Annotated in this window: 14 protein-coding genes; 6 read left to right on the forward strand and 8 right to left on the reverse strand. The window is 40.0% G+C overall.

The window, feature by feature from the left end:
• Positions 1 to 238 precede the first annotated feature (238 nt).
• Together HWQ38_RS17010 and HWQ38_RS17015 are read right to left on the reverse strand one after the other, a co-directional pair.
• Positions 239 to 406, reverse strand: coding sequence for a hypothetical protein (locus HWQ38_RS17010; RefSeq protein ID WP_292795472.1), 168 nt, complete (start codon positions 404 to 406; stop codon positions 239 to 241).
• A 125-nt stretch (positions 407 to 531) separates the two neighbouring features.
• The gene (locus tag HWQ38_RS17015; protein WP_292795475.1) at positions 532 to 819 is read right to left on the reverse strand and encodes a hypothetical protein; all 288 of its coding nucleotides are present in this window, start codon (positions 817 to 819) and stop codon (positions 532 to 534) included.
• 287 nt (positions 820 to 1,106) lie between these two features.
• On the opposite strand from HWQ38_RS17015, the gene rpaB reads away from it, so the two are divergent.
• Positions 1,107 to 1,847 (forward strand): response regulator transcription factor RpaB, encoded by a 741-nt coding sequence (gene rpaB / locus HWQ38_RS17020; protein WP_292795478.1) that lies wholly within the window; start codon positions 1,107 to 1,109, stop codon positions 1,845 to 1,847.
• Positions 1,848 to 1,856: 9 nt separating this feature from the next.
• Complete coding sequence (locus HWQ38_RS17025) at positions 1,857 to 2,537, forward strand: SDR family oxidoreductase (protein ID WP_292795481.1); 681 nt, start codon at positions 1,857 to 1,859, stop codon at positions 2,535 to 2,537.
• Between the two features lie 10 nt (positions 2,538 to 2,547).
• Here HWQ38_RS17025 and HWQ38_RS17030 read toward each other — a convergent pair whose 3' ends face one another.
• Complete coding sequence (locus HWQ38_RS17030) at positions 2,548 to 2,958, reverse strand: hypothetical protein (RefSeq protein WP_292795483.1); 411 nt, start codon at positions 2,956 to 2,958, stop codon at positions 2,548 to 2,550.
• A 163-nt stretch (positions 2,959 to 3,121) separates the two neighbouring features.
• On the reverse strand, positions 3,122 to 4,045 hold the full coding sequence (locus HWQ38_RS17035; RefSeq protein WP_292795486.1) for a GIY-YIG nuclease family protein: 924 nt from the start codon (positions 4,043 to 4,045) through the stop codon (positions 3,122 to 3,124).
• Positions 4,046 to 4,525: 480 nt separating this feature from the next.
• Here HWQ38_RS17035 and dinB point away from each other — a divergent pair, with 480 nt between their 5' ends.
• Positions 4,526 to 5,635, forward strand: coding sequence for a DNA polymerase IV (gene dinB / locus HWQ38_RS17040; protein ID WP_292795488.1), 1,110 nt, complete (start codon positions 4,526 to 4,528; stop codon positions 5,633 to 5,635).
• Here the strand turns inward: dinB and HWQ38_RS17045 are convergent.
• The 3 genes from HWQ38_RS17045 to HWQ38_RS40490 form a co-directional block, all read right to left on the reverse strand.
• Entirely contained in the window at positions 5,606 to 5,809 is a 204-nt protein-coding gene (locus tag HWQ38_RS17045) for a CopG family transcriptional regulator (protein WP_292795490.1), read from the reverse strand. The genes dinB and HWQ38_RS17045 overlap by 30 nt on opposite strands.
• 678 nt (positions 5,810 to 6,487) lie before the next feature.
• A complete protein-coding gene (locus HWQ38_RS17050) occupies positions 6,488 to 6,769 on the reverse strand; it encodes a hypothetical protein (RefSeq protein ID WP_292795492.1) in 282 nt (93 codons plus the stop codon).
• A gap of 384 nt (positions 6,770 to 7,153) precedes the next feature.
• Positions 7,154 to 7,408 (reverse strand): hypothetical protein, encoded by a 255-nt coding sequence (locus tag HWQ38_RS40490; protein WP_366933309.1) that lies wholly within the window; start codon positions 7,406 to 7,408, stop codon positions 7,154 to 7,156.
• 154 nt (positions 7,409 to 7,562) lie between these two features.
• Here HWQ38_RS40490 and HWQ38_RS40495 point away from each other — a divergent pair, with 154 nt between their 5' ends.
• From HWQ38_RS40495 to HWQ38_RS17065, 3 genes are all read left to right on the forward strand, one after another.
• Entirely contained in the window at positions 7,563 to 7,721 is a 159-nt protein-coding gene (locus tag HWQ38_RS40495) for a hypothetical protein (protein ID WP_366933310.1), read from the forward strand.
• Between the two features lie 738 nt (positions 7,722 to 8,459).
• Positions 8,460 to 8,774 (forward strand): hypothetical protein, encoded by a 315-nt coding sequence (locus HWQ38_RS17060; RefSeq protein ID WP_292795494.1) that lies wholly within the window; start codon positions 8,460 to 8,462, stop codon positions 8,772 to 8,774.
• A 170-nt stretch (positions 8,775 to 8,944) separates the two neighbouring features.
• Positions 8,945 to 10,600 (forward strand): glycosyltransferase family 39 protein, encoded by a 1,656-nt coding sequence (locus tag HWQ38_RS17065; RefSeq protein WP_292795496.1) that lies wholly within the window; start codon positions 8,945 to 8,947, stop codon positions 10,598 to 10,600.
• Between the two features lie 122 nt (positions 10,601 to 10,722).
• Here the strand turns inward: HWQ38_RS17065 and HWQ38_RS17070 are convergent, their stop codons facing one another.
• A complete protein-coding gene (locus HWQ38_RS17070) occupies positions 10,723 to 10,932 on the reverse strand; it encodes a hypothetical protein (protein ID WP_292795498.1) in 210 nt (69 codons plus the stop codon).
• Positions 10,933 to 11,064: the final 132 nt, after the last annotated feature.

The raw sequence follows: 11,064 nt of genomic DNA on the forward strand, positions 1-11,064 counted from the left end.
CAGACATCGCGCTTCCTTGCTTGGCAATGTTAAGAAATATTTCGCCAACAGCATCATCATCGCAACAGAAAACCGAGTTAAGCTTAAAAGCCTTATTAGATAATTAGATAAAGATTTTTCTGATAACCAAGGTGATTGACGCTCTGCTGATCGTCGAGTCACTGCTCAACGATAAAATAAGGGTTTCAGCTTCTAAAAATCCTTGTATTGCTTATGTAATATATGATACCCTTATCTTTTATCCGACTAAAACTACGATTAATACCACTTCCCCAGACACAACACTTTCACCAATATGCGATCGCGGAGGGAGCATATTGGCAACGAGAATAGAAACTATTACGCTGCCGATAAATTTTGCTTGTCTTTGGTATCGCCTTTGATGCGTAATCCAAGCGATAACCATTTACAGGGTGCTAACTTCTAGTTACAGTTAGCCGTAAATTATTATAGGCACAATGCAACTGTAACTTTCACTTGGTGCAAAGTATAGTTTACAAAAATTGCTCAGGCGGTTGCTTTAGTTCCGGTTTAATTCGAGAAGCTATCCACGCGCAAATCCCGCCAGACATCAGAAATCTGCCAGCCAGAGTTGCCAACAGACTGTACTGGAGGATTGTCAAGGAATGGAATATAGTCAGGAACGAATGGCTCTGAAATCGCTACTGCTTCCTCCTCAGCCACAGGGACTGAAGAATCGACAGTGTTAGCTTCTTGAAGTTGGTCTTCTGCTTCTTCGATTAACTTCATCTGTCTCAGGGTAAGCTTGTCGGATTTTTTGATGATTTTTTTTGTATCTATATCATTAGAAGTTTTCATTGGCTTAAAATTTGGATGGGTAAACTTGGGAGAAGATGGGTATTAATAATTGCACAGAATTAACAAGGTACACCAAATCTATGGAAAATACGAGTCCCTTGTTGAGGAATTTATTAATTGGACATAAATATCTTTTTCGGGCAGATGCCCTAGCATAATCTAGTTGCACAGATGCCTTAAAGCGATCGCTTCTTTCGTTATGACTGTACCTCAAGATTGTTTTGCGGTTTTGACTCCTAATAAGCAGATAATGAAGGGTTAAGAGTTATCGCTGTGGAGGAACAGCGTTGAGAAACTTATCAGGTGATAAAGGCACAATCTTAGTAGTTGACGATGAAGCTAGCATCCGCCGAATTTTACAGACGCGTCTAGAAATGATTGGCTACAGTGTAGTTACAGCTAGTGATGGTGAAGAAGCTTTGTCAGCTTTTCGCCTTTTGACCCCTGATTTAATAGTTCTGGATGTGATGATGCCAAAACTAGATGGTTATGGTGTCTGTCAAGAATTACGGAAACAATCAGACGTACCAATTATCATGCTCACAGCTTTAGGAGATGTAGCAGACCGAATCACTGGGCTAGAACTCGGTGCTGATGACTACATGACGAAACCTTTCTCACCCAAAGAACTGGAAGCTCGAATTGCCTGTGTACTAAAACGGCGCTCCCACAAAACCAGTATTAATACTATTCCTAACTCTCTTATAATCCATGTGGGCAATCTCAAAATCGATACAAGTAGGCGGCAAGTTCATAAAAATGAGCAACGCATTCGATTGACAGGTGTGGAGTTTAGCTTATTAGAGTTGTTAGTTAATCATTCGGGAAAGATTTTTTCAAGGGTTGAAATATTACAGCAATTGTGGGGCTTTGTACCAGAGATGAATACAGACACTCGTGTGGTAGATGTGCATATTTCGCGGTTACGGACAAAGGTAGAATCCGATCCCAACGACCCAGAATTCATTATCACAGCAAGAGGTAGTGGTTATTTTTTCCCACGAATTATTGATTCAGAACAGGAATAACAGGAAAATATGAGTAAGCTCATCTTAATTACAGGCATAAGTAAAGGTCTAGGTTATGCAATGGCTGAGGGTTTTATTCAACAGGGACATACTGTTATTGGTTGCGCCCGTTCATCAGATGCTATTGATAAAATACGCCAGAAATTTAGTGCGCCCAACGACTTCACATCTGTAGACGTGGCAGATGAACACCTTGTAAAAGAATGGGCAATAGACGTACTTCAAAAATATTCACCGCCAGATATAGTAATTAATAATGCGGCAATTACCAATTATCCAGCACCTTTGTGGGAAATACCATCTGAAGAATTTTCGGATCTAATAGATATTAATATCAAAGGAGTAGCAAATATAATTCGCCATTTCGTACCAGCAATGGTGAAAAAGAAACGGGGTATTATTGTTAACTTTAGTTCTGGCTGGGGACGTTCGACTTCAGCCCAAGTTGCACCATATTGTGCTTCTAAGTGGGCAATAGAAGGATTAACTCGTTCTTTGGCACAAGAATTGCCAACTGGTATGGCAGCTATACCCCTCAATCCAGGTATTATTCATACTGATATGCTTTCTATTAGCTTTGGAGAAGAAGCTGCTAATTATACACCCGTGTCCGATTGGGTATTGAAAGCTGTTCCATTTATTCTCAATTTAAAACCTAAAGATAATGGAATTCCCTTGACTGTACATTAAAGAGTAAATCTCAATTGTGATCGTTGCCATTAGGAGCCGATAGTTGAATCACCTCAGTAAAACGTGAATACTTAACTGCATCGGTAGGAGGATAATCTGCCGACACTGCAATTAATCCAATTTTGATATCCTCGAAATAAATCACACCTCCAATACGTCTTTCAATTTGGAAAGCTCCATGAAATAGATGATGCTTTGCAATGTATATCAGCAAAAAGTCACTAATCTTTATTGCCCTGCCAAACATCTGCTGACAAGTTTTTTGGAGGACAGCATCTAGATATTCATTATAGGCAGGCTCACCCAGGTCAGTGAATTCCGGCAGATCCGCAAAATGATCCATATAAAATAGCCAGATATCGGACAAGTCTGCGTCATTCGTCAGTTTTTGCTTAAGTGACTGCAATAAGTCGATATTCATATTGTGGATATTGAGGAGATGGGGTAAACAGACAGTACTGTTAAAAAGTTATCAATTATTTTTGCGTTAATGGGGGATAAAGAATCGCCACTAAAACATTCTACTAAATGGTGGGGGATTTAGATCGCGGGAAAAATAGATCATTGATAACTGTTCAAATAGGCTAGATAGCAACTTGAGATAAGCTAATGTTGTCCTTAAGAATGTCTATCTCGACTGGAAAAAGTACTTTAACTTTCATTTGTTGTAGTTCATGTAGGGCAGCGTTAGCATCGGTAGCACCAAATTTGAAGTACTCAGTTAAACTACCAATGCGATAATTGTAATTATGATAGCGGTGTTTAAAATATAGTTCTACATTCCCCCTGTGTGGCCAAGTTCCAAGTATTTGAATAGTAACAGTTTGATAAGAGATAAGTAAATCCGTTTCTATTTCTATCAATCGCTGTTGGATGGGTCTGGCGGTAACTCCTATCTTGTGCAAAATACCTTTAGGCGTTTGAATTTCTAAAAAATACAGAGTACAAGATAAAATGCGTTGAAGTTGAGCGCGATAAAGTGTCAAGTCGGTGAGCCGATATGAGTTATCTAATGCATTTTTGTATAATGCGTGTTTGGCTGCTAGCTCTAGCTTCAGTAGCTTTCTGAGCAACAGGGGTTCTTGCACTTCGTTGAATAAACTGAATTCTAGTGTCCCAACAGGAATTTTTCCTAAATTAGTAAATTCATAAGCTGGAGGGGTTAAATAGACATTTTTTTGGAACATTCCAGCCTTGAAAAGTCCCGGAGTAACTAAACCAGGGCTGATAGGATAATTGATTGAGCCGTATTCTTTCCACAGCAATTTTAACTGTGCTAAATCTTTACGCGATAGGTAAATATTGAAATTATCGTAGAGTGGTAAAATCGGAAAATCACGGTTAGCTACAGGCAGGCAAGTCGCTGAAGAATGTGCAAAATGATGTTGCTTGACTTTGCCTTTCTTAGCAGTTAGCTCACCGTAAAAGTAAGGGCATTTAAGCTCGGTTTTACCACGACCAACATCCAGGGTAAGCGCATCTAATTTTGTAGCTCTTGATACAGACATAAAGCTTAAAGCTCTATCTAAATATTAATTTTTCATTCAAAATAGGACGAATTGTCGTAAATGATTGAAAAAACATGGTTTAAATAGCTTTTTATGTTTTTTAACCATATAAAGACGAAAATGTCAATCCCACCCCTTGGCTCAGTGTAGTAATTTTGAACTTATTTGTGCTTTGGGTGAACCCCAAAACTACCGTGTCAATAGGGTTTGAGATGCGCTTACCCTGGACCAACATCTTCAACACAGACTAATTTTCCATTTGAGGCTATACCAAATTTAAGCCACATTGTTACGCTTACTCATTAGCAGAAAAACCAATCGCAGCAGATAGCATAAAGTTCAGGCAAGGCTGAAATAATTTGCAGATATGTTAAATTTCTTTCTAAACTAGTGCTAGTGTACTATAAGATTTGTAATTTAGGATTTTATTTGCTTGGAAATAGTGTGTGAAAAGCGAGACTGCTTGTAGTGGAGCTACCCTTGGGACAAGAATCTGTCGCTAGAACCAGGAAGATAATTCATGTGGATATGGACGCCTTCTACGCATCGGTAGAGCAGAGGGACAACCCTAGCTACCAAGGCAAAGCCTTAGTCGTCGGTGGCAGTCCCAATCAGCGAGGCGTAGTTGCCGCCGCCAGTTATGAAGCTCGTAAGTTTGGGATTCACTCCGCGATGCCGTCAGTAACTGCGTTCACTAAATGTCCCGAACTTATATTTGTCAGACCGAGATTCGATGTTTACCGAGATATTTCCACTTCAATCCACGCCATATCCAAACGCTACACTGATTTAGTGGAAGGAGTTGCACTAGATGAAGCATACCTGGATGTTACTGAGAATAAGCAAAATATCACCTACGCTTCTACGATTGCAAGATACATCAAAACTGCAATTTTCCAGGAAACTCAATTGACGGCAACTGCGGGTGTGTCAATTAACAAGTTTCTTGCAAAAATGGCATCAGGGCAGAAGAAGCCCAACGGACTGACGGTTATTTTACCAGAGGATGCGATCGCATTTGTAGAGCAGCTGCCAATTGAAAAGTTTCATGGTATTGGAGAGGTGACGGCGGCGAAGATGCACTCACTCGGCATTCACACTGGGGCTGATTTGAAAGAGCGATCGCTGACTGAGCTAACACACCACTTTGGTAAAGCAGGGCAGTATTACTATAAGATTGCCAGAGCAGAAGATGACCGCCCAGTTGAAGCAAATCGGGTTCGTAAGTCCATAGGTGCAGAAACCTCATTTGCACAGGACTTAAGCGATGTCGGTCAGATGTCACAAGAACTCGAACAGATTGCCCAAATTGTCGAGCAACGGTTAGAGCAGCATGAAACGCGAGGACGCACATTAACGCTGAAAGTCAAGTTTTCTGACTATCATCAGATAACCCGTAGTAAGACAATGCTTGCTCCCATTAGTGAACTATCTACGATTTTTGAGATAGCCAAAGCGCTGTTTGAGTCGATTGATCTGGAAAACCGCAGTATTAGGTTGTTGGGAATTTCCTTGTCTAACCTGGATAACGCCAAACAAACCCAAGCCATTCAATTGCCATTATTTCAGAATTGGAACATCGTATTTTAGCGTAGGTGTAGTCTGTTCAGACGCTGACAACTCGGTTATTGTGAGGGAGCGAATCAACTCCCGAATCACATCAGTTGCAGGTCTACCTGTCATTGCACAATATCGTTCAAGTTTTTCGCTTTCAACTGATGCAAGATTTATTGTGATTCGTTTGATAGCCCATTTTTTGTTCATGACTTGCCCTAATAATTAAATTTAATGAATTATCTAGACTTTAAATGCCAAGTGCAATACTTAACAAATATATAGATGTTAACCACAGCATACTTGCCGTAAAACTATTTTTAGCACATCCCTCCCCAGAGTATTTACTTGTACCCCAAAACTTCACTGATAAATCATTTATATGAACTTTAGAACATTTAAAATGAACTTGTATTTTTGGTAAATATTGTTAAGCAAAGCGCAATTGGAGTGAGCCTTGCAAGAGGCGTATAATCAGCAAATAATCAGCAAGTATTGCCAATTGAATTTAGTAAACCTTATCTTCATACAATTGCATCTAATATTCATTTGCTCTTTACCCAAAGGTGAAATTGACTAACTACTCTGGATATAGACTTTCATTCAAGCACTATATTTAACTCCATAACTTAACAAAACCTTAAGCAAGCTAAAAAATTTTCTAGCTTGCTTAAGGTTTAATAATTTTGGTTCTTCAGTATCTGTTATGCCAAATTATTAGTTAGATATCAAAACTAGGCTCGAAAATAAAACTTAAAAGCCCGAATCAGTGCTAAACCCAGAAATAACTAGTAAATAATGTTGATTTTTCTTGCCTAGTAAGGGTTTCATGGCTTTTTTGAAGGTAATTTAGCATTATATACTAATTTTTATTCAGTCAGAGCTTAATTACCCACAGAAATCATCAACCCTCAACTCTCGCCACACATCAGACGGTTGCCACCCAGAGTTGCCAACGGAGCGTAGGGGGCGATAGTGTTCAGAAATGTATTCGGATTCGGAAACGTAGTCTTCAATGTACACAGGTGGATTTGGTTCAATCACTGGTTCAGGAATATTTAGGCTCTCAGGCATCTCAATGGGTTCAGTGGGTGGTGGGGTTACTTCTGTTTCCTTGCGAATTGGGTTAGAGGTTTTTTTGATCAGTCGTTTCATATCTATAGGAATCATTCGGCTCTCCATAAAGAACGGATATTCCAGGATACAAGAAGTTATTAGCGAATCAGAGACATTTTGCTTATTGTTGTATGGGTGATGGGTGTGGATTGCTTTTTGGGTACGTGAGTGGAGTGTGATGCCTAATAGGCCGCTAATGAAGGTGGTCTTATTATTAAATGGGAACGCAAGATTAAAAATAACGGTAATGCGATTTATAAAATATGGATACTCGTATTCCAGAATGTATTCGTCCAGTATTAAATAATTATTTGTTGTCATTACAAATCGAACTTCCGGGTCTGATAGAAGGCTTTTATATTCATGGTTCTATTGCACTTAATGCTTTTAACCCATACTTGAGTGACATTGATTTTATTACTATTTTCATACGACGGGCTACAACATCCGAGGTAAAAAAACTAAAAGCAGTCCATAAAAAACTAGAACTGAGCTACCCACAGTGGAAACTAGAAGGAAGTTATTTGCTTCTTGAAGATATCGGGCGGGAGCAACCAGAAATTGCTCCTTACCCCTACTATCATGACAGCGCTCTGCACTCTGCTGGATACCATGATATAAACCAAACCACTTGGTGGGTGCTGAAACATCAAGGCATTTGTCTGATTGGACTTCCACCAGAAAACCTTGCATTTACAGTTGATTGGAATCTGCTGCAAAGAAAGATGAAGGAAAATCTGAACAGCTATTGGGTGAGTTGGACGCGATCGCCAAGTAAATTAGCATATTTATTAACAGATAGTGGTATGAAATCCTCTCGAAAACGGAGGCTGGTCGATATGCTTTGGTGCATCTTCCACCAAAGTGGCATCAACTTATTCAAGAGGCAATTAACCTCCGTGAAATTCGGCATGGTTCCTCTTATCGCAGCAAAGTGAGCCGCGCTGTTGAAGCAGTACGCTTCTTACGCTATGTAATTAATGTATGTAACGAAATACGCATTTGACATCTGACTTGCTTACCGAAGGGATGGTGTTGATGCTGGCAGCTAACTCTTGGTGACAGCAGTTTCAAGATTTTTGGTTAGTTTTGCATAAAAACACAAAACTCTAGCTGAAGAATATTACATACCAAACGAATTATGTATAAACCAAGAGACAAGGCTTTAAAAGTCCCCTATTTTACAGTGCTTCCCGCTATTATGCAATACAGTTTTTCTCCTTGCCCCTCTCCTAGCATAGCTTTCAGCTTTGAGGATGTACCTCATAGCTGCCGGAAGTGCTGTATTTCGCTTTTCAAGTGCTGCCCTGAACTCCTTGCTCAGGGCAGTTTTTCTTATACAAGTGGCCTCCTTTGAGTCTTGCACCCGTTGGCCGGCAGTGAGAGCTTACGCCAATGATCTGGTTGCCTAAAATATTTATATTAAAGAACTTTCAATTACGTAGCTTGCTGCTACCTTGTGGCTAGGATTACGAATTACGGATTAGTATAAGTGAGTGTGTCAACAAGAAGGGTGCAGGGGATAGGGTGTAGGGTGTAGGGAATACGGCATTGGACGGAGCTTGAGACTCCGCCCAATGCAAACCAGAGTGAAAAACGGGGCTTGTGTCCCACTGGTTGTTGGGGCTCATTTCTTCCCCCACACCCTACACCCTATACCCCACACCCGCCCCAACGGGGCTTGGTCAGAGTTTTGCCTTTACAGACAATGTATGATTCTTGGGAACAGGGAGCAGAATAAAGCGTGATCAAAGCAGAAGTAGCGTCTTACGGATGTTGGCGATCGCCGATAACAACAGACTTAATTACTGCAAGTACAATTGGGTTGGGACAAATTGCCCTCTGTGGCGAAGAGATTTACTGGAGTGAGCTACGACCATCAGAGTCAGGTAGAAATGTCATAGTGCGGCGGGATGCAGATGGTAAAATCGAGTCCCTCACGCCTAGTGGCTTCAATGTGCGTACTCGTGTGCATGAATATGGTGGCAGTTCCTTTCTTGTGGTGAATGGCACTGTTTACTTTTCCAACTTTATTGATCAACGCCTATATTATCAATAAAATAGAACTGAACTTAGAGCAGTGTCCAGTTTGTAGTACCCCGTTAGACAGAATAGAGTTAGCCCCAGTCAGGTGATCGCAGATCGCCGAGTTGGTGAGCCAACCAGTACAAGTGAACGAATATCAGCGGCCCCTTTATGAAGTGCAAAATGTGAGTAGTCCTATAAACAATGAATGTAGAAAAACAAACTCCAATAACTAAGCAAAATCCCCCAATTTGGTTAAAAATATTAGTGATTTTCATGATTGGAGTAGGAATCTTCTTTCGCTTTGCCCATTTGGGTCAAAAAGCAATCTGGTACGATGAAGCTTTTACCTCTCTCGCTATTTCTGGTCATACTGTCGCTGAAGTCCGACAGGAAGTCTTTAATGAGCGAGTGATTCCTGTTGCTGCTTTGGATAAATATCAACACCTTAACCCAGATCGAGGCGTCAATGATACTGTTCACTATTTAATCACCTCAGACCCGCAGCATCCCCCTTTGTATTATGCGATGGTGAGATTGTGGACGCAAGTATTTGGAGATTCACCAGATGGAGTGAGGAGTTTATCAGCGGTGATCAGTCTGTTGATATTTCCGAGCGTGTATTGGCTGTGTCTAGAGTTGTTCGAGTCCCCAATTGTGGGATGGGTGGCGATCCCTCTAATGGCTGTTTCTCCCTTGCAGATTTTCTTCGCTCAAGAGGCACGCCAGTACGGTTTGTGGATGGTAACAATTCTAGTATGCAGTGCTGCCTTGTTGCGGACTCTCCGACGGGAAACTTTCTGGAACTGGGCGATATATGCCTTTGCCTTAGCTGTGGGATTGTACACTCATTTATTCACCGCTTTAGTAGCAATGGCTCATGGCATTTATGTGGCTTCTCAACAACACTTTCGCTTTAACAAAACTTTTGCAAATTATCTCTTAGGAACTACAGTCGGGTTATTTATTTTTCTTCCTTGGGTATTTGTACTCGTCGTTCATCTCAGCACAGCGCAACAGCTAACGTCCCATTTATCATTATTAAAATTAGATAATCCTTTCGATTTAATTGCTATTTTACTGACTCAAATTAATCGAATATTTTTTGATATTAACTTTAGCTCATATAATCCTTGGATTCATAAATCTTTTTGGGAAAACAGTCATATATATTACAACGTTATTTCTGGGATATTTTCGGAAATTTTAATATTATGTATTTTGTATTTTCTCTATAAAAAAAGATTAAATAGATTTAGTTGGTTTCTGATTTTTTTAGGAGCGGTTCCATCTATCTGCCTACTGTTACCAGATCTGATTGGGGGGGGAATTCGATCTATTAATTTTCGGTATCAGATACCTTTATACCTCAGCATCCAAATTGCTTTGGCTTATATTTTAGGTGTCTATATCTTCTCTGAGAATAACTGGCAGCAAAAAATTTGGCAATGTTTAATGGTCGGATTTTTGTTGGCTGGACTGGTCTCAGATGTGATGTTTTTTAAAGCTGACAGTTGGTGGCTACAAGGAAGTAATCAATATTTTATAGCAACGGCTAAATATATCAATAAATTCGAGAGTTCTTTATTAGTAAGTAGCGACAGTACTGCAAATATCGGGGTCTTACTAAACTTAAGTCATTTTTTAAAGCCGAAAATCAATTTAGTAACAATACAAAGTGATTACCTGTCTCTCCTACCCCAAGAAGTTAGCAATATCTTTTTGTTAGATTATGATATTACGAATGGCCCAAACCTAGTCGCCCGATTTAAGGAGGATAAAACCTATTCACTCAGATTGATTGATCCACTTTCAGGACTGTGGCAAATCGAAAAACTTCAGAAACATAAAAAATTTTGAACTAGTGGAAGTGAGTTAGGTGTGTAGAGAACATCAAAAAAATAAAACTAGAGAGAATTTGCATATGGACATTAATCATCCTAGATTGCAGTTGGGTCTTTCCTATTCGTCTGTAAATCGGTTTATCCGCTTTGCTGTAGTGAGTTCAAGTGGAGTAGTGGTAGACTTGCAACCAGAGAAGCCATCTTCAGTTCCTCCATTCGCAATAGTCTAGCTTTGGATCTCATGGCGATGTCTTCAGTGGTAAACAACGCCTCACTAGATTTTTGCACCTGATAATTGACTACAGATATATTCCACTGCTTCTCAAACTTGCTGATTGTTGCCCTCATGCTGGCATAATACTTGCTGTCTAGCAAATATTGAATTACCCACAATGGGGGCATTCTCCAAGGTTTGCTCTACTCCTAAGAAACACATTCCATAGCGTTGGAAATAGGGATGAGTTCTAAGCCAAAAGCTTG

Origin of the sequence: Nostoc sp. NMS7, assembly GCF_017115085.1 — a bacterium.
In the GTDB taxonomy this organism is placed as follows: Bacteria; Cyanobacteriota; Cyanobacteriia; order Cyanobacteriales; family Nostocaceae; genus Nostoc.

What these genes read in the sequence shown, in the direction of transcription:
- HWQ38_RS17035 (WP_292795486.1), bottom strand. Translation starts at nt 4,045, where the DNA reads ATGTCTGTATCAAGAGCTACAAAATTAGATGCGCTTACCCTGGATGTT.
- HWQ38_RS17045 (WP_292795490.1), bottom strand. Translation starts at nt 5,809, where the DNA reads ATGAACAAAAAATGGGCTATCAAACGAATCACAATAAATCTTGCATCA.
- HWQ38_RS17010 (WP_292795472.1), bottom strand. Translation starts at nt 406, where the DNA reads ATGGTTATCGCTTGGATTACGCATCAAAGGCGATACCAAAGACAAGCA.
- HWQ38_RS17065 (WP_292795496.1), top strand. Translation starts at nt 8,945, where the DNA reads ATGAATGTAGAAAAACAAACTCCAATAACTAAGCAAAATCCCCCAATT.
- HWQ38_RS17015 (WP_292795475.1), bottom strand. Translation starts at nt 819, where the DNA reads ATGAAAACTTCTAATGATATAGATACAAAAAAAATCATCAAAAAATCC.
- HWQ38_RS17030 (WP_292795483.1), bottom strand. Translation starts at nt 2,958, where the DNA reads ATGAATATCGACTTATTGCAGTCACTTAAGCAAAAACTGACGAATGAC.
- HWQ38_RS17070 (WP_292795498.1), bottom strand. Translation starts at nt 10,932, where the DNA reads ATGAGGGCAACAATCAGCAAGTTTGAGAAGCAGTGGAATATATCTGTA.
- HWQ38_RS40490 (WP_366933309.1), bottom strand. Translation starts at nt 7,408, where the DNA reads ATGCAAGGTTTTCTGGTGGAAGTCCAATCAGACAAATGCCTTGATGTT.
- HWQ38_RS17025 (WP_292795481.1), top strand. Translation starts at nt 1,857, where the DNA reads ATGAGTAAGCTCATCTTAATTACAGGCATAAGTAAAGGTCTAGGTTAT.
- HWQ38_RS17050 (WP_292795492.1), bottom strand. Translation starts at nt 6,769, where the DNA reads ATGATTCCTATAGATATGAAACGACTGATCAAAAAAACCTCTAACCCA.